General features: G+C 69.5%; 13 protein-coding genes. 7 read left to right on the top strand and 6 right to left on the bottom strand.

Features of this window, described 5'->3' with window-relative positions:
- Nucleotides 1-37: 37 nt before the first annotated feature.
- Nucleotides 38-2,863 (bottom strand): ATP-binding protein, encoded by a 2,826-nt coding sequence (locus tag ACLARN_RS06350; RefSeq protein ID WP_409490335.1) that lies wholly within the window; start codon nucleotides 2,861-2,863, stop codon nucleotides 38-40.
- 309 nt (nucleotides 2,864-3,172) lie between these two features.
- On the opposite strand from ACLARN_RS06350, the gene ACLARN_RS06355 reads away from it, so the two are divergent.
- The 3 genes from ACLARN_RS06355 to ACLARN_RS06365 all read left to right on the top strand — a co-directional run bounded on the left by ACLARN_RS06355 (nucleotide 3,173) and on the right by ACLARN_RS06365 (nucleotide 7,478).
- Complete coding sequence (locus ACLARN_RS06355) at nucleotides 3,173-4,336, top strand: S8 family peptidase (RefSeq protein ID WP_409490336.1); 1,164 nt, start codon at nucleotides 3,173-3,175, stop codon at nucleotides 4,334-4,336.
- Complete coding sequence (locus ACLARN_RS06360; protein WP_409490337.1) at nucleotides 4,336-5,883, top strand: S8 family serine peptidase; 1,548 nt, start codon at nucleotides 4,336-4,338, stop codon at nucleotides 5,881-5,883. Before ACLARN_RS06355 ends, ACLARN_RS06360 begins: the two co-directional genes overlap by 1 nt.
- Nucleotides 5,884-5,954: 71 nt before the next feature.
- Entirely contained in the window at nucleotides 5,955-7,478 is a 1,524-nt protein-coding gene (locus tag ACLARN_RS06365) for a phytoene desaturase family protein (RefSeq protein WP_409490338.1), read from the top strand.
- A 63-nt stretch (nucleotides 7,479-7,541) separates the two neighbouring features.
- On the opposite strand, the gene ACLARN_RS06370 is transcribed toward ACLARN_RS06365, so the two are convergent.
- Both ACLARN_RS06370 and yaaA read right to left on the bottom strand, forming a co-directional pair.
- On the bottom strand, nucleotides 7,542-8,993 hold the full coding sequence (locus ACLARN_RS06370) for a trypsin-like serine protease (protein ID WP_409490339.1): 1,452 nt from the start codon (nucleotides 8,991-8,993) through the stop codon (nucleotides 7,542-7,544).
- 87 nt (nucleotides 8,994-9,080) lie between these two features.
- Nucleotides 9,081-9,836, bottom strand: a complete 756-nt coding sequence (gene yaaA, locus ACLARN_RS06375) for a peroxide stress protein YaaA (RefSeq protein WP_409490340.1) — start codon at nucleotides 9,834-9,836, stop codon at nucleotides 9,081-9,083.
- Nucleotides 9,837-9,894: 58 nt separating this feature from the next.
- Between yaaA and ACLARN_RS06380 the strand changes: the two genes are divergently transcribed.
- Both ACLARN_RS06380 and ACLARN_RS06385 read left to right on the top strand, forming a co-directional pair.
- Nucleotides 9,895-10,863, top strand: a complete 969-nt coding sequence (locus tag ACLARN_RS06380) for a GNAT family N-acetyltransferase (protein ID WP_409490341.1) — start codon at nucleotides 9,895-9,897, stop codon at nucleotides 10,861-10,863.
- 73 nt (nucleotides 10,864-10,936) lie between these two features.
- The gene (locus ACLARN_RS06385; protein WP_409490342.1) at nucleotides 10,937-11,872 is read left to right on the top strand and encodes an aminoglycoside phosphotransferase; all 936 of its coding nucleotides are present in this window, start codon (nucleotides 10,937-10,939) and stop codon (nucleotides 11,870-11,872) included.
- A 25-nt stretch (nucleotides 11,873-11,897) separates the two neighbouring features.
- Here ACLARN_RS06385 and ACLARN_RS06390 read toward each other — a convergent pair whose 3' ends face one another.
- Together ACLARN_RS06390 and ACLARN_RS06395 are read right to left on the bottom strand one after the other, a co-directional pair.
- Complete coding sequence (locus ACLARN_RS06390) at nucleotides 11,898-12,800, bottom strand: 2-hydroxyacid dehydrogenase (protein WP_409490343.1); 903 nt, start codon at nucleotides 12,798-12,800, stop codon at nucleotides 11,898-11,900.
- A gap of 28 nt (nucleotides 12,801-12,828) precedes the next feature.
- Complete coding sequence (locus ACLARN_RS06395; RefSeq protein WP_409490344.1) at nucleotides 12,829-13,185, bottom strand: VOC family protein; 357 nt, start codon at nucleotides 13,183-13,185, stop codon at nucleotides 12,829-12,831.
- Nucleotides 13,186-13,311: 126 nt separating this feature from the next.
- On the opposite strand from ACLARN_RS06395, the gene ACLARN_RS06400 reads away from it, so the two are divergent.
- The gene (locus ACLARN_RS06400) at nucleotides 13,312-15,060 is read left to right on the top strand and encodes a proline--tRNA ligase (protein ID WP_409490345.1); all 1,749 of its coding nucleotides are present in this window, start codon (nucleotides 13,312-13,314) and stop codon (nucleotides 15,058-15,060) included.
- Nucleotides 15,060-15,989 (top strand): hypothetical protein, encoded by a 930-nt coding sequence (locus ACLARN_RS06405; protein ID WP_409490346.1) that lies wholly within the window; start codon nucleotides 15,060-15,062, stop codon nucleotides 15,987-15,989. Before ACLARN_RS06400 ends, ACLARN_RS06405 begins: the two co-directional genes overlap by 1 nt.
- Here ACLARN_RS06405 and ACLARN_RS06410 read toward each other — a convergent pair.
- Nucleotides 15,926-18,115 (bottom strand): bifunctional lysylphosphatidylglycerol flippase/synthetase MprF, encoded by a 2,190-nt coding sequence (locus ACLARN_RS06410; protein ID WP_409490347.1) that lies wholly within the window; start codon nucleotides 18,113-18,115, stop codon nucleotides 15,926-15,928. The two genes, ACLARN_RS06405 and ACLARN_RS06410, sit on opposite strands and share 64 nt — an antisense overlap.
- Between the last annotated feature and the right edge of the window lie 8 nt (nucleotides 18,116-18,123).

The following is an 18,123-nucleotide window of genomic DNA, read 5'->3' on the forward strand; positions in this document are numbered from 1 at the left end:
GGAGCCTTCACCCCGCCACCGGCCTCGCTCACGATTCCTAAGCCGACCGCAGCCCGGCCAGCTCACCCCGGGACCGCACCTTCAGCTTGCGCAACACGCTCGCGACGTGCTGTTCCACCGTCCGCCGGGACAGGAACAGCACCTCGGCGATCTCCCGGTTGGTGTGCCCGGCGGCGAGCAGCCGGGCGACGTCGCGCTCGCGAGGGGACAGTTCGTCGCCGTAGCCCCGGCGGCCGCGCCGCGAGGGGGCGACCGCGCCGGTGGACCGGAAGGCGTGGCGGCAGCGCGCGGCGTCGCGGGTGGCGCCGAGGTGGTCGAACGTTTCGGCGAGCGCGGCGAACGTCTCGGCGACGTCCTCGTTCCCGGCCAGACGGCAGCGCGTGGCGCGTTCGGCGATCAGCGCCGCGTGATATGGCGCAGGGAGGGCGTCGTAGCGTGTCCGCGCCTGCTCGAAGGCCTTGATCGCCGCCGCGTGGTCGCCCCGGGACGCGGCGATGAGGCCGCGGTTCGCGGCCAGCGCGGCATGGGTGGACGGCGCGTCGAGGTCGCCGATCTCGCGTTCGAACTCGTCGGTCAGCGCTTGTGCCTCGGCGTCGCGCCCGATGGCGCAGTACGCGTCGACGGCGGTCACGAGCAGGTCGGCGCTCCAAGCCCAGACACCCTTGGCGCGCAAGAGTTCCAGCCCCTTCTCGGCCTGCGCGACGGCGGCCTCCCCGAGGTCCTGCGCGAGCAGCATGCCCGCCATCCCGGCGTGCGCGGCGATCGCGACCGGCGTGAACGCGTTCTCCGGCTGGTCCGCCGCGGTCCCGGCGAACCGGGCCGCGGCTTCGTCCCATTCGCCGCGGGCGGCGGCGAGCAGGCCGAGCACCAGGCACAGTTCGCTGGTGACCGGCAGGAGGTCGCGGTATTCGTCGATCAGCGCGTCGGCCCGTTCGGCGAGGCCGTCCCAGTTCCCGGTGAGCCAGTCGGTGTGGACCAAGGTCGCGCGGGCGGCGCTGACGACGTACGGCGCCCCGCAGTCGGCGGCCAGCTGCATCCCGCTGCGCAGCAGGCTCCTGGCGCGGCGGTGGTGGCCGATCCAGGCACAGGCGTCGGCGCTGTTGCAGTGCAGCCGCGCCAGATGCCGCTGCTCGTCGGCCGAAGCGACGCTGGTGGGCGCCCGGTCCAGCATGGCCCACCCGCGCGCGTCCCCGATGTGCAGCCGCGACGCCACGTTGTTGGCCATCAGGATGATCTTCAGCCGTTGGTCGGTGGCCAGGTCGATGAGCCCGTCCACGCGATCCATCCACCGCCGGTGTTCCCGCAGCGGGGTCGCGCCGACCCACGGCTGGGCGAGGACGCCCATCCCGCGTCCGGCGAGGTCGGGCCGGTCGGGGAGGTCGTTGACGGCGAGCTCGATCTCCGTCCTCGCCGCTTCGAGCCCGCCCGCCTGGCGGACCAGCAGCAGCCCCAGCCCCAGCCGGACCTCGCCGCTCAGCCGTCCGGACAGCCTGCCGTCGGTGAGCAGCCGCTCCAGCGCCGGGATGACTTCGGTCTGGCCGAGGCCGTTGCACGCCACCGCGCTGAACTTGACCGCCAGTCTGTCCACATCGGACGGTTGCAGGCCCGGTTCATCGAGCAGAGTGCGGAGCAGATCCGTCGCGGTGGCGAGATCGCCGACCGTCGACGCCTGATCGGCGGCCGCTTCGCCGTACTTCAGGGCACCGGCCCGGTCGCCCGCCTTGCGGCAGTGTTCGGCGAGCCGTACCAACGACTGCGGGAGGCGGTCGCGCAGCAGCCGCGCGGCGCGCCGGTGCAGTTCCTGGCGGTCGGGGCCGGGGATGGTGCGGTAGGCGGCCTGCTGGGCGAGCGCGTGCCGGAAGCCGTATTCGCCCTCGCCGGTCTCCACCAGGACGTTGCGTTCGAGCGCGAGGACCAGTGCGGGGTGGGCACGCTCGGGAGTCAGGGCCGCCGCGGCGGCCAGCAGGTCCGAAGTGGACGGTGTGCCGAGGACGGCGGCGGCCTCGGTGATCCGCCGGGCGGCCGGTGGCAGCGTGGCGAGGCGTTCGACCGTCGCCTCACGCAGCAGCGCCGGTACCTCGACGGCATCGAGCAGGCGCCGCGCGGTGGCGCCGTCGGCGTGCACCGCGCCCTCGATGCCACCGATCGCGTGCACGATCTCCTCGACCACGAACGGGATCCCCGCGGTCCGCTCGTGCAGCCGCGCGGCGAACTCGGCCGAAACGTTCGCCCCGCCGAGCAGGGCCGACACCAGCGCCTGGACGCCGTCGCGGTCCAGCGGACGGAGGGTGACGAGTACGTGCTCGGTCCCGGGTGCGGGCCGGTAAGCGCTGCCGAGCGGGATGCCGCCGGGGGTCTCCTCCCGCCGGTAGGTGAGCAGAAGGGTCAGACCGGCGGGCGGGTCGGTCATCAGGAAACGCAGCAGGCGGCGGGAACCGTCGTCCGCCCAGTGGAGGTCCTCGATGAGGAGGACGTGCGGTCCCACCGAGCCGAGCAGTTCCCGGACGGCGCGGAAGAGCCGGTGCCGTTCGGCCCTCGGGTCACCGAGCCGGGGTGGCGGATCAGGCAGGACGGCAGCGAGTTCCGGCAGGTAGGGACCGAGGACGCCGGTCACGGGGTTGAGTTCGCGTGCCGGGCGGGCGTCTTTCAGCGCGTCGAAGACCACGCCGTACGGGAAGGGCTCGCGCAGCGGCTGGCAGCTTCCGGTGAGGACCGGCCTCCCGGCCAGTTCGGGGCAGGCCAGCAGTTCGGTGGCGAGCCGGGTCTTGCCCACGCCCGCTTCGCCTTCGAGCATGATCACCGCCGGCGAGCGCATCGCGCCGTCGAGGATCTCGCGTAGTTCCGCATCACGGCCGACGAGCACGGGAGAACTCGTCCTGCGTCGGCAGCCACCGATCACCATGCCGGGTCACCCCCGCTTCACGAACAACACCGTTCGAGTGAACGCAGCTTAAGCACCTGTTCGGCGATCACGGAACCCGCTCGGACGGTCACACAACTTTCGTAGGGATGGTGATTTTCCCTAATAGATACGTAGTCCTACGGACCGTTGCCTCGCTTGTTCGTGCAGGTCCCACCACCCGAAAGTGAGACAAGCGTGACTGCTCGTCACGGCGTCGGCCCGGATTCCCGCCGACGCGAACCACCTGTTCGAGTGAACGGAGCTCAGGAAATGCGTGGAGAACTTCGACGTCACCGGATCGCGGGTGCGGTGCTCACCGGAGCCTGTGTAGCGGCCTCGCTGGCCTTCGCCGGATCTGCCACGGCCGCCGAGGGGCAGATCCGCGGCGCCGGTGTGCCGGGAGCCGTCACGGACGGGTACATCGTCTCGTTGAAGAGCGGCGACGCCGGTCTCGCGGCGAAGTACGGCGGCCAGGTGAAGGCGACCTACAGCGCCGCGCTGAACGGCTTCTCGGCGAAGATGACCGAGGCACAGGCCAAGCGGCTCGCCGCCGACCCCAATGTCGACTTCGTCCAGCAGGACGCCGTCGCCTACATGACCGGCACCCAGACCAACCCGACCTGGGGCCTGGACCGGGTCGACCAGAAGAACTTGCCGCTGGACAAGAAGTACACGTATCCCAACGACGGTGCCGGGGCGACGGTCTACGTCCTCGACACCGGTGTCGACTACCGCCAGTCCGAGTTCGGCGGCCGCGCGACCAGCGGATACGACTTCATCGACAACGACAGCGACGCCCGCGACTGCCAGGGTCACGGCACGCATGTCGCCGGCACGGTCGGCAGCGCCACCTACGGCGTGGCCAAGGGCGCCAAGATCGTCTCGGTCCGCGTGCTGAACTGCCAAGGCAGCGGCCAGTACTCGCAGATCATCAGCGGGATCGACTGGGTCGTGAAGAACGCCAAGGGCCCGTCGGTGCTCACCATGAGCCTCGGTGGACCGGCCGACTCCGGGGTGGACTCCGCCGTGCGCCGCGCGGTTTCGGCGGGCATCACCAACACGGTGGCCTCCGGGAATTCCAACACGGACGCCTGCTCCACCAGCCCGGCCCGCGTGCGTGAGGCCATCACCGTCAACGCCACGCAGAACGACGACCGCCGGTCCACGTTCTCGAACTACGGCAGCTGCACCGACATCTTCGCGCCCGGCACCAGCATCACCTCGACCCGTAACGGTGGCGGCACCCAGCAGATGAGCGGCACCTCGATGGCGACCCCGCACGTCGCCGGCGCGGCCGCGATCTACCTGACCTCCAACCCGTCGGCGAACCCCGCCGCCGTGGCCTCCGGGCTGGCCAACGCCGCCACCAGCGGTGTCGTGAAGAGCCCTGGCACCGGTTCGACCAACAAGCTGCTGAACGTGGCGGGTCTCTGATGCGCCGCGGCGTGCGGATCGGACTGGTCGCCGTCGCGGCCACCGCACTGGCCGCGTCGGTCACCCCGAACGCGGCCGCCGCACAGGCGGAAGGCGTTGTCGTGCAGGCGAATCAGCACTACGGGGACCAGTACATCGTGGTACTCCACGAGGTCGGCACCACGGCGGTCGAGCAGTCTTCGGCCGCACTGACCGGCCGTTACGGTGGCGAGGTCCGCTCGGCGTACAAGAACGTGCTTCGCGGCTTCTCGGTCAAGGGAATGTCCGAGCAGCAGGCCCGGCGGCTCGCGGCCGACCCGGCGGTCAAGGCGGTTTACCAGGACGGCACCGCGCGTGCCGTCGGCACCCAGACCAACCCCACCTGGGGCCTCGACCGGATCGACCAGAAGAACCTGCCGCGTGACAAGAGCTTCACCTACCCGAACACGGGTGAGGGCGTCACCGCGTACGACATGGACACCGGGATCAACCCGGAGAACCCCGAGTACGAGGGGCGCGCGTCCATCGGCAAGGACTTCGTGGGCGGCAACGGGAAGGACTGCAACGGGCACGGCAGTCACACCGCGGGCACCATCGGCAGCAAGACCTACGGCGTGGCCAAGAAGGTCAAGCTCGTCGGGCTGAAGGTGCTGGGCAACGACTGTTCGGGCAACGGTCCCGACTCCGCCATCGTCGACGCGGCCGAATGGCTGACCGCGAACGGCACCAAACCGGCGGTGGCGAACCTGAGCCTGCGGATGGACCAGGTCGGGCTCGGCGACGACGTCATCAAGAAGTCCATCGCGGCGGGCTTCGTCTACGCGGTGGCGGCCGGCAACGAGAACCAGAACGCCTGCAACGTCAGCCCCGCGCGGATCCCCGAGGCGATCACGGTCGGCGCCTCGGACGAGAACGACAACAAGTCCTCGTTCTCCAACCACAGTTCGTGCGTGGACATCTTCGCCCCCGGTAGCAACATCACGTCGCTGTCCACGTCCAACGGTGGTTCGGCGAACATGAGCGGGACCTCGATGGCCACGCCGCATGTGGCGGGCGCGGCGGCGCTGTACCTGTCCGCCAATTCCGGTGCCACCGCACAGCAGACGCGGGACGCGCTGGTGAACAACGCTTCGGACGGTGTGCTCAAGGGCCTGCCGGGCGGAACGGTGAACAAGCTGCTGAACGTGTCGTTCATCGGCGGTGGCGGCCCCGGCCCGACGTGCGGGGCCAAGTCCAACACGACACCGGTGTCCATTCCGGACGCGGGTGACGCGGTGACCAGTTCGGTGACGCAGGAAGGCTGCGACGGCAAGGCGTCGGCGACGCTGCCGGTCAAGGTCGACATCGCGCACACCTACACCGGTGACCTGGCGATCGACCTGATCGGGCCGAGCGGCGCGGTGTTCGCGCTCAAGCCGGCGGGAGGGATCGGCGAGGCGAGCGGCGTGCACACGTCGTACTCGGTGAACGCCTCGTCCGAACCGGCGAACGGGACCTGGAAGCTGCGGGTCCGTGACGTTCACCGGTTCGACAGCGGGACGATCGAAGGCTTCTCCATCACCTTCTGAGTCCTTGCGAACGGCGGTGCGCCGCGGTCACGATGACCGCGGCGCACTGTCGTTTTCGCTGGGAGGCTTTGATGGAGTCCTACGACGCCGTGATCGTCGGTGGCGGGCACAACGGCCTGGTCGCGGCGGCCTACCTGGCCAGGGCGGGTCGTTCGGTGCTGGTGCTGGAAAGCCGTGACGAGGTCGGCGGGGCGGCGGTGTCCTTCCGTGCCTTTCCCGGCGTCGACGTCCGGCTTTCGCGGTACTCGTACCTGGTGAGTCTGCTGCCGCGAAAGATCGTCGCGGACCTCGGGCTCGGACTCGATCTCCGGCGACGGCGGATGTCGTCGTACACCCCGGTGGGGGACGGCGGTCTCCTTGTCGACACGGGTGACGACGGCCGGACGGCGGCGTCGTTCTCCGCGCTCACCGGGTCCACAAAGGACTACGAGGCGTGGCAACGGTTCTACGCGATGACGTCCCGCGTCGCGCAGCGGACGTTCCCCACGCTGACCGAACCGTTGCTCTCGAAGGAGGAGCTGCGTTCGGGCATCGAGCCGGAGGCCTGGGAGGCGCTGTTCGAACGGCCGATCTCCGAAACGCTCACCGGGCTGTTCGGCGACGACACCGTCCGCGGTGTCGTGCTGACCGACGCGCTGATCGGGACTTTCGCCGACGCCGGCGATTTCCGGCAGAACCTTTGCCTGCTGTACCACGTGATCGGCAACGAGACCGGAGACTGGGACGTCCCGGTGGGCGGTATGGGCGCGGTGACCGGCGCGCTCGCTTCGGCCGCGCGGTCGGCCGGGGCCCGGCTGGTGACCGGTGCCGAGGTGCTGTCCATCGATCCGGATGGCTCAGTGCGTTATCGCCTTGGTGACGACGGAGTCGCCGTGCGCGGCGGCCACGTGCTGGCCAACGTCGCGCCGCGTGTCCTCGCCCGATTGCTGGGGGAGGAGCCGCCGCAGGCGCCGGAAGGCGCGCAGCTCAAGGTGAACATGGTGCTGTCACGGCTGCCGCGGCTGCGCGATGCGCGCGTCGATCCACGCGAGGCGTTCGGGGGTACGTTCCATGTCAACGAGGGTTACGGGCAGCTGGCGACGGCCTACGCCGAGGCCGCCGCGGGCAGGATCCCGTCGCTGCCGCCGTGCGAGATCTACTGTCATTCGCTGACCGACCCGTCGATCCTCGGCCCGGCCGAACAAGCCGCCGGTGTGCAGACGCTGACGTTGTTCGGGCTGCACATGCCCGCGCGGCTTTTCGAGGGACGCAACGACGCCGCGCGCGAGGAGGCGCTGCGGGCGACGTTGTCCTCTTTGGACAGTGTACTGGCCGAGCCGATCGAAGACTGTGTGCTGCGTTCACCGGACGGTCGGCTGTGCGTCGAGGCCAAGACGCCGCTGGATCTCGAAGCCGAGCTGGGGTTGCCCGCCGGGCACATCTTCCATCGCGATTTGTCTTGGCCTTACGCGGCCGATGCGGCTCAGGTGGGGCAGTGGGGCGTCGAGACGGCGCACGACCGAGTGCTGCTCTGTGGTGCCGGAGCGGTGCGGGGCGGCGGCGTCTCCGGCATCCCCGGCCACAATGCCGCGATGGCGGTGCTTTCCCGGTCCTGAACGCGCGTGAAGGCCCCCTTCACGCGGCTCAGCCGAGGGAAGGGGGCCTTCACGCGGGTTGGATTACTGCACGGTCAGGGTGTAGGTGGCGGTGGAGGTCTTGCCAGCAGAGTCCGTCGCGGTGACGGTCACCGGGTAGGTGCCGCGCTGGAACGGCGCGACCACCTGCATGGTCGAGCTGCCGCCGCTCGAGATCGTCTTCGGGTTGAAGAACGGGGCGAACGGCAGGCCCTGCCCGGACGCCGACAGCGTGATCGTGCCGGTCCCGCCGGTGGCGGAAACCGTGACGTTGCTGAAGAACCCGGGCTGCGTGGTCCCGCTGCCGGGGCTCACGCTCACCTGGAGGTTGCCGGGCTGCGGCCCGCCGTCGCCGACGGTCAGCGTCAGGTTCGTGGTCGCCGTGTCGGTGGTCCCCTTGCCGGAGATCGTGACCGCGTAGTCCTTTTCGGCCGTCCCGGCGGGAACCTCGATGGTGACCTTGGCCGACTCACCCGAGTTGATGGACGCGGGCTGGAACGTGGCCTTCGCGCCGTCCGGGAGTCCGGCCGCGCTCAGGTCGACCTTCTCCGCGCCGTTCTTGCCCGGCTTGCTGGTCACCGTGGCCGAGACGTACTTGCCCGGCTCGACCTTGAGCGACGACGGCGTCACGCCGAGGGAGAACGTCTCCGGGTTCTGCGGCGCACCGATCTTCTCCTTGACCCAGTCGCCCATGTCGTTGTTGAGCCTGCCGTACACGCTGTACCACTTGAAGTCGCTGCGGCTCCACGACGCGACACCGACGACCTTGCCGTCCACGATCAGCGGTCCGCCGCTGTCACCCGGCAGGATCGTGACGTGGCCGTCGCTGTAGCCACTGCACACCATCGTGGCTTCCTTGAAGCCCGCGCCGACACCGTTGCAGTTGCTGCCCTGCACGATCGGCAGGGTGAACTTGTGCAGTTCGACGTTCGCGGGACTGTCGTTGTGGTTCTTCTTGCCGTAGCCCAGTCCGAGGCCGGACTTGCCCGGCTTGTTCAGCTCCGTGTCGGCCGACGTCGCGACCTTCGCGTACTGGCCGCCCGGCACCGGGATGTCGGCGTCCGTGGTGACCACCGCGACGTCGTAACCCTGGTCGAAGTTGACGTACTTCGGGTGGATGTCATAGCTGACGACGCCGATCCGCGTCCCTCCGCCCGCGTTGAGATCGTCCAGCCCGTAAAGGAAACTCTTCTCGCCGTCGGCCGCCTTGCAGTGTGCGGCGATCAGGATCTTGCGCGGGGCGACGACCGAGCCGGTGCAGGTCTGGCCCTGCGGTCGCGTCCCGCCTTGGCGCAGACCGGCGATGATGAACGGGTGGTCCTTGACCGAGGCGGGGGTGCCGCCGATGGAGTTCGTGTGCGGTCCACCGGGGACGATCGCTTGATCCGTCGGCGTGACGGCGGGCAGGTTCGCCGCGGCCGCGGGCGCGGGCAGGAGGACCGAGAGGCAACCGAGGGTGGCGGTGGCGATCCCCAGTAGCCGTTGTCTTCTGTTCACGGTGGTTCCTTTCCAGGTGGCTGGAAATCACTTTCCGCATGTGCACCTGGCGGAACAACCGAGGAAGAAGCCCGTAGGGGTACGGAACTAATGCGCGCCGTCTCCAGTGAGCAGCTCCAGGCTGTGGTCGCCGGTGCGCTCGACGTCGAGACCGGCCTTCGACAGCACCCGCAGCAGCTGTTCCACAGTGGACGGTTCACTGCGGGACTTCACCAGCTCCGAGGCCAGCCGTCCCTTGTACGCCTTGTTGAAGTGGCTCACCGTCGTCCGGTTGCCCTTGGCGTCCTCGGTCACGACGCGCACGGTCACCGCGTCCGGCCGGAGTTTCGCGAGCGCCGAGTAGGTGCCGGAGCGCAGGTCGACGACGAGCCCCTCGATGCCCTGGAGCACCGGTTCCAGCGTCGGCTTCCACACGCTGCGGACGGTTCCGAGTGACGGCAGCGCGTTCCCACCCGACAGCCGGTACGCGGGGATCGGGTCGGTCGCCGCGACCACACCGAACAGTGCGGAAGCGACGGCGAGGCGCTTCTCGGCCTTCGCCAGCGTCGCCTTGGTGAACGACTTGACGTCGAGCGCGTCGTAAAGCACCCCGGTGTAGCGGCGCAGCGCCGGCATCGTGGGCGAGGTCCACAGTTCGGCGTTGCGGGCGACCTCGTCGGCCTGCCGCGGCGTGATGCCGAGCGCGGCGACACTGGCCGGGACGTCGCCCGCCAGTTCGGCCAGCGCGTCGGCCAGCTTCGCCCTGGTCGGGTTCAGTTCCGGGAACGACAGGGCGCCGAGGTCCAGCGGCGCGCCGGTGCCGCCGGCGGCCTTGGTTTCGGAAGGGGGGAGCAGCACGAGCACCACGGAAGCGTAACTAAATGGAGTGCGTCACCCGAGGCGCGGGCTTAGCCTCGACCGCATGAGCCTGACCTGGCGCCCGCTGACCTTGGACGACATGCCGCGACTGGCCGAGACCTTCGCCGCGGCGGAGCGTGTCGAGCCGATCGAGGAGCACTACAGCGCGGAGGATCTCGCCGAAGAGATCAGCACGCCGACCGTCGACCTGCCGACGGCGTCCACCAGTGCCTGGGATGGCGACAAGCTGGTCGCCTACGGTCTGCTCCGGCGACGTGACGCGGCGGATCCGGTGCACATGATGCGGGTCGAGACGCTCGTCCACCCCGAGTACCGCGACGACGCGATCGCCGCGCACCTCACCGGCTGGTTCGAGGAGGCGGGAAAGCGCCTCCACGCGAAGTCCCATCCGGACGTGCCACTGGAACTGCACGCCGCGGCCAACACGAAGCAGCGCTGGCTCTCCGAAGTCCTCGTCGACTCCGGGTACGAGCACGCCCGATGGTTCGTCGACATGCGCGCCGACCTCGACTCGATCCCGCCGGTCAAGCCGCTGCCCGAAGAGTTCCCGCTTGTCACGTACGAGGACAAGTACGAAGCCTTCACTCTTCGGTCCCGCAATGAGACGTTCGCGGATCACTGGGGGAGCACGGAGCAGTCTCCGGAGGCTTGGCGGCATCTGGTGGTCGGTGCGAAGGACTTCCAGCCGGAGTTGTCATTCCTGCTGCTGAGTCCGGAGCGTGACCGAGTGGTCGCGATGGTGCTGAGCACCTTTTTCGCCTCCGACGAGGCCGCCACGGGTGTGAAGGACCTCTATGTCAGTCACGTCGCGACGGACGCGGCCCTGCGCGGGCGCGGCATCGCGGGGGCGCTGCTCGGGCACGCGATCATCCAGGCCAAGGCGAAGGGCTTCCAGCGGGCTTCGCTCAACGTGGATCAGGACAACAGCCACCGCGCCCTCGGTGTCTACGAACGTGTCGGCTTCAGCGAGCATCAGCGCTGGGCCGGGTACGTGAAGCCCGTTCCGACCTGACCGGTTGCCACCCGAAAGGGTGGATTTGGGTACAGTCGATCTTCTCGGAGAGATCGCTGGGGGTGGTAGGGCGTTGCCGGTTTCCGCACGCCTCGGCTGGCATGACCTGCCTTCGGCGACGCGTGACACCGTGGAGCGTGAGCTCGGGTCGGTGGTCCGCCGTTCGCTGTGGCAGACCCCGGAATTCGACGGCGGTATCGCCGCGAGGCTCGAGCTCGACCGCGGTCATCGCTGGGTCTTCCTGAAGGCGATCCCCGCGTACAGTCCGCGAGCGGGCGGCTACCGGACGGAGGCCGCCATCGCCCGGCGGCTGCCCCCGGAGGCGCCGGCGCCGAAGCTGCTGTCCTTTGTGGACGGAGAATGGCTGGTGCTCGCCTTCGCCGACTTCGACGGCACCAGGCCGAACCTGCGCCCCGGGTCGCCGGACCTCTCCGCGGTCCTGGCCACTTTCGGCGCGCTCGGGCGCACGCTCACGCCGTGCCCGCTGCCCGACGTCCCGGACGCGCTCGACGATCTCGGCCCGCTCCTGCGGGGCTGGCACGAACTGGCGAAGGAGCCACCGGACGACCTCGACGGCTGGGCCGTCCGCAACCTCGACAGGCTCGTCCAGCTGGAGACGTCCTGGCATCCCTGGTCGGCCGGGGACACGTTGCTGCACAACGACATCCAGCCCGAGTACCTGGTGCGGACCGGACCAGGCCGGGTGCTCGTCACCAACTGGCGTTACCCGGCGCGAGGTGCGGGCTGGCTCGATCTGGTCGCGCTCGTCCCGTATCTGCTCGACGCCGGACACGAGCCCGCCGACGTCGACCGTCTGCTGCGGCGGCGTCCCGTGCTCACCGGCGTCCCGGTCTGGGCGGTCACCGCGTTCGGCGTCGCCTTGGCCGGGCACGCCGAACGAGCGTGCCGGCTACCGGAACCACCCGCGACGACCGGGGTCCGCGCGGCGCAGCGCCGTCTCGCCGCGGCCATGCGCGAGTGGCTCGCCTACCGCACGCACTGGCAGTGACAGCAACCAGAGGACTAAACGCGAGTCAGCCGACCACGTTCAGCGGCTCTTCCCCGGCGGCGTACCGGCGTAGCTGTTCGGCGACCAGCCGCTTCGCGCGCGGGTAGAACGACGCGGACCCGCCCGCGATGTGCGGCGTGACGATCACGCCCGGTGCTGTCCACAGTGGATGGTCCGAAGGCAGCGGCTCGGGATCGACGACGTCCAGTGCCGCCCGCAACCGTCCGGCGACGGTTTCGGCCGTGAGCGCCGCGGTGTCGATCGCCGAGCCTCGCCCGACGTTCACCACCAGGGCGCCGTCCGGCAGCGCGGCGAGTTCCGCGGCGCCGATCAGGCCCGTGGTCGCGGGTGTCTCGGGCAGGATCAGGACCACGATGTCGGCGGACGGCAGCAGTGCCGCCAGCTCGCCGACGCCGTGTACCCGCTCCGCGGGACGGGCCGTACTCGCCACCCTGGTCACGACGGCTTCGGCCGCGACCAGTTGCCGGTCGATGGCCTGGCCGATCGAGCCGTGACCGACCAGCAGGACACGGCTGTCGGCCAGCGAGCGCGTGTGCTCGCGCTCCCACGAACCTGTCGCCTGCTGCGCGAACCAGCGCGGCAGATCCCGCTGCGAAGCGTGGATCAGCGCCAGCGCGTGCTCGGCCACGCTGAGGTCGTGCAGGCCACGGCCATTGGCCAGCTTCACCCCCGCCGGCACCAGCGGGACCAGCTTCTCCACCCCGGCCGAAAGCGACTGCACGAGCTTCAGCGACGGAAGCCGGTCGATCAGCTTCACCGGCTCCATGCCGCTGTCGTACGGCAGCACGTAGACCTCGACGTCATCGAGGTCGCCGTCCGGAAACGGGCCGGTGCCGTCGTAGAGCCGCGCGCTCAGGCCGTCCGGCAGTTCGATGTCGGCCCAGGGCAGGATGGCTCGCTCCGTCATACCGCCATTCTGACCATCGCGACCGGCGTCAGCCCTCGTGGGTCGCGACGCAGAACTCGTTGCCGACGGGATCGGCCAGCACCGTCCAGGCGAAGCCCGGCATCTCGTGCCTGTCCACCTTCTTCGCGCCCAGTCCGATCAAACGTTCCACCTCCTTCTCCATATCGTCGGTACCGAAGTCCATGTGGACCCGGTTCTTGCCCACGCGCGCCTCCGGCACGCGCTGGAACGCGAACACGGGCCCGTTCTCCGCCTTGGCGTGCAGGATCAGGAACTCTCCGTCGTGGTCCTGGTCCACTTCCACCCCGAGCGCCTTCGTCCAGAACGCCGCGAGCCCGCGCGGATCCGCGCAGTCGATCGTGATCATGCCCAGTTCGATACCCATGACGGCACGCTAGCGGCACCCACCGACAAAACCGGCCACCCGTGATAACCGGTTGAAGAGCCCCGGGGCGGGTTGACTACGCTGCGCAGACCGTCTAGGCGTGTAATTGCAGCGAGGAGCCCAGAAGTGATCACCAGGATGTCGTCGTTGTTCCTTCGCACTCTGCGTGAGGATCCGGCGGACGCCGAGGTACCGAGCCACCGGCTCCTGGTACGTGCCGGCTACGTCCGCCGGGTCGCCCCGGGCGGCTACTCCTGGCTGCCGCTGGGCCTGCGGGTGCTGCGCCGGATCGAGAAAGTCGTGCGCGAGGAGATGAACGCGTTCGGCGCGCAGGAGATCCAGTTCCCCGCGCTGCTGCCGAGGGAGCCTTACGAGGCCACCGGCCGCTGGACCGAGTACGGCCCCGCCCTGTTCCGCCTCAAGGACCGCAAGGGCGCCGACTACCTCCTCGGCCCGACGCACGAAGAACTCTTCGCGCTCACCGTGAAGGGTGAATACAACTCGTACAAGGACTATCCGGTCGTCCTGTACCAAATCCAGACCAAGTACCGCGACGAGGCGCGCCCCCGCGCGGGCATCCTGCGCGGCCGCGAGTTCGTCATGAAGGACTCCTACTCCTTCGACCTCGACGACGAGGGCCTGGCGAAGTCGTACGAGCTGCACCGTCAGGCCTACACGAAGCTGTTCGACCGCCTCGGTATCGAGTACGTCGTCGTCAAGGCCACCTCCGGCGCGATGGGCGGCTCGGCTTCCGAAGAGTTCCTCGCCGTCGCCGAGACGGGTGAGGACACCTACGTCCGTAGCACCGAATCGGGTTACGCGGCCAACGTCGAAGCGGTCACCACGCCCGCTCCCGAGGCCAAGCCGATCGAGGGCCTGCCCGAGGCGAAGACCCACCACACGCCGAACACGCCGACCATCGAGTCGCTGGTCACGTTCTTGAACGACGCCGGTCTCGGCCGCACCTTCACCGCCGCGGACACGCTCAAGAACGTCCTGGTCAAGACCCGCCAGCCGGGCTCGAAGGAGTGGGAGCTGCTGGCCATCGGCCTCCCCGGCGACCGCGAGGTCGACACGAAGCGCCTCGAAGTCTCGCTCGAGCCCGCCGAGTTCGAACTGCTCGAAGAGGCCGACTTCGCGAAGAACCCCTTCCTCGTCAAGGGTTACATCGGCCCGAAGGCGCTGAAGGACAACGGCGTCCGCTACCTGCTCGACCCGCGCGTCGTCGACGGCACCGCCTGGGTGACCGGCGCTGACGAGCGTGACCACCACGTGGTCGACCTGGTCGCGGGCCGCGACTTCACCGGTGACGGCACGATCGAGGCCGCCGAGGTCCGCGAAGGCGACGCTTCGCCCGACGGCAAGGGCACCCTCGTCGCCGCGCGCGGTATCGAGATCGGGCACATCTTCCAGCTGGGCCGCAAGTACGCGGACGCGTTCGAGCTGGACGCGCTGGGTCCGGACTCCAAGCCCATCCGCATCACCATGGGCTCCTACGGCGTCGGCGTCTCGCGGCTGGTCGGCGTGCTCGCCGAGCAGAACCACGACGACCTCGGCATCATCTGGCCGCGCGAGGTCGCGCCGTTCGACGTGCACGTCGTCATCGCGGGCAAGGACGAGACGGTCGCCGCGGGTGCCGAGAAGCTCGCCGCCGAACTGGACTCCGCCGGGATCGAGGTGGTCCTCGACGATCGCAAGGCCTCGCCTGGCGTGAAGTTCGCGGACGCCGAACTCGTCGGTGTGCCGACGATCCTGGTGGTCGGACGCGGGCTGGCGAACGGCGTCGTCGAGGTCAAGGACCGCCGCACCGGTGATCGTGAAGAGATCGCCGTCGACGCGGTCGTGGAGCACCTGGTCAAACTCGTCCGCTCGTAATGGGCCTGTTCGGCAAGAAGCGCGGGGATTCCCCGGGCTACGAGGACAACGCGGCGCTGGACGGATTCGGGGGCTATCAGCCCTCGGATTCGCCCGGCTATACGCCCGAACCCGCCGCCGAGCCAACGCCGGAGCCGCAACAGCCGGCGAAGCAGCCGATGTCCCGAAGCGGGCGAAGGGCCATGTACGGCTTCTTCGCCACGCTCGGCGTCATCGCGGTCGCCACGCTGGCGAACAACAGTGACAACTCGTCGGACAATAGCGCGCCGACGAGCCGGAAGCCGAGCGTCTACACGCCGTCGCCGCAGGTCGTGAGCCCGCCGTCCATCGAAGGCTGGCAATCGGTCACCGGAGGAGACGGCACGTACGCCTACGACGTCCCGCCCGGCTGGACGCCGAAACCTGGCACCGTGCACGGCTGGGAGAAGTCCGCCGCCGTACCCGGCAGCACCATGTCGACCAGCGCGTTCTTCGGCGACGGCTTCTGCCCGCAGGAGCGGTCCAGCAAACTGGCAGGCAGCGGTGTGCGGAGCGAGAAGACCGCGGACCCCGCCGCGGCCGCCCTGAAGGCCGCGTCGGACCTCGCCGTGAGTGCCTACAGCCCGGACGAGGGCCCGCTCGCGACGTTCACCGTCTCTCCGGCCCAGAAGACGGAGATCCCTCTCGCCAACGGCGAGAAGGTCCCCGCCAGCATCGTGCTTCTCGACGTCGTTCCGGTGCGGAGCAACGTCTGCATCTCCCAACGCGCGGTGGTCGGCGCGCTCGCTTTCGCGTCGGGGGACAAGTCGCTCACCATGCTGGTCTATTCGGACCAGGACCGTCCGGGGATCGCGGACCGCGAACAGATCCTGAAGATCCTCAAGACCTACCGGGGCGTCCCGGCGGCCGACCGCAAGACCATCACGCCGCCGCCGTCGACACTGCGCTGATCTTTTCCGGGCTGAGGCTTCTTGCCGGACCTGGCGAGTTTGGCCAGCCGCAGCAGCCCGGTGTTCGGCAGGTAGGCCCGGCCGAGCGCGATCCCGATCCTCGGCAGATCCGCCTCGTCGCGGAACGCCAGGTACAGCGGGACGTGCCGCGGCTGGAACTTCGCCTTGAACGCGTGCAGCGAACGGAATCCGTAGAACGGCTCCATCATCGTGCCGAGCGCGTCCAAGACGCGTTCGACGGCGTGCGCGGGTTCGGCCGAGCCCGCCAGCGGAGCGCCGGACAGCGACACGAACTTCGCGCCCTCCTCGCGGAAGGCGAGGCACGACGACGCGATCAGGAACTCCATCGAGGGACGGAAACCGTCGGCGCGCTTACGCATGACGTCGAGCGTCCAGCCTCCGACGGCCCCGGCACCGGTGTGGACCGGCAGCCACGACGTCACGCCGTGCACCACACCGTCGGCGTCCACCGCGAGACCCACGCGGGTCTCCGGATCCATCGCCTCGTCGACCCCGCCGAGCGTGAAGCCCATTTCCGGCATGCCCTTGTCGCTGATCCACTCCTCGGAGATCGCGCGGACCTGCGAGATCACCGAACGAGGCTGATCGGCGAGCCGGACCAGCCGGAACTCGATCCCGTCCTTCTTGGCGCGGTTGAGCGCGGTCCGCACGTCCTGCCAGCGCTTGCCGCGGAACTCCAGCGTTTCCAGCTCGATCAGGGTGTCCTCGGCGACCTGGACCTGCTTCCAGCCGAGTTCCGTGGTCTTGGCGGTGGTGCTCTCGGTGGCGGAGAACAGGCACGGCACGAGACCGGTGTTCTCGCACATCGCGATGAACTCGGCGATCGTCCGGTCACCGGCGCCATCCGGGGCGATCGGGTCGCCGAGGGCGATGGCGACACCGGCGTGCCGGCGGTAGGCGAGGTAGGACTTGCCGTCCGCGGCGACGAAGTACGAGTTCTGCGGCCACGTCGTCATCCACGAGAGCGTGCTTCCGCCGTGACGGCTGAGCAGCGTGCGGGCCAGCGCGGGGTTGCCCATCCGGCCGAGACGGCGGCGCTTCCGCCGTGACGGCACCCGGAAGGCACCCCGCGAAGAGATCAGGAGTGCGAATTCGACCGTCCACAGGAGATTGTCCACGAAGAACAGCGGCGGGTCCGAAAGCCCGGTGTCCTCACCGAGGACCTCGGCCAGCGCGAGCACCCCGCCGTAGGCCATCACCTGGAGGATGACGAACGAGGTCAGGATCATCGCGCACCACCAGGCGACCTGGCTGCCCTTGCGCAGGCCGTTCATGATCGGCAGCACGATCAGGCACAGGAGGACGACTTCCCAGGTGGACAGCGAAAGTTCCTCGGACGACCCGAAGGGACCGTTGCCCGGCACGAAGGACATCACCAGTTCGGCGACCGTCAGCACCAGCAGACCGGCCATGGCGTAGAACCGCCACTCGCGCAGACTCGGCCGCCGTTCGCGGGCGGAGTCCGTCGAACCGAGGAACCGGCGCCCGAACGGCAAGGCCAGTGCGAGTGCGAAGAAGTGCACGAGGTCGGCGAGCGTGCCGACGAAAACGATCGCGATCCCGGCGTAGACGCACAATCCGGCGCGCAACCGCAGGCGCCACGGCGGGCGCAGGGTGGCGCTGGCGACCGCGACCGCGGCGAGCGCGCCCCCGGAGAATCCGACGTCGAGACTGCCGCCGACGCGTTCCGCCCATTCCCAGCCGGAGTTGCGGCTCAGCGCGAGGAACTGGACCGCGACCAGCACGCTGACGAACTGTCCTCCGATCGCGACGGTCATCGCGCGGCGCGTACCGAGCCGCCATTCGGCGAAGCCTGCGAACAACGCGAAGCTGAGCACCATCGGCAGGTAGTACAGCGGGACGACCGCGAACAGCGGTCCGGTCAGCAAGGTCCACCACCGGCCTGCTTCGAGCGACGGCAGCCCATAGGCGATGTACGGGTACACCGCGCGATCCTCGGCGGCCGACCAGAGCGCGCCCGTGGCCAAGGCGAGCGCGAGCATGGCGACCGTGACGAGGGTCGTGAAAGGCAACCGGTGCCTCAGCACCGTGGCGATCTTGTGTGTCCGGCCCGGCGCGGCCGTCCCGCTTCCCCCTGTTGGCATGGAAATCA

The sequence above is a fragment of the Amycolatopsis sp. cmx-11-12 genome (genome assembly GCF_046269425.1).
In the GTDB taxonomy this organism is placed as follows: Bacteria; Actinomycetota; Actinomycetes; order Mycobacteriales; family Pseudonocardiaceae; genus Amycolatopsis.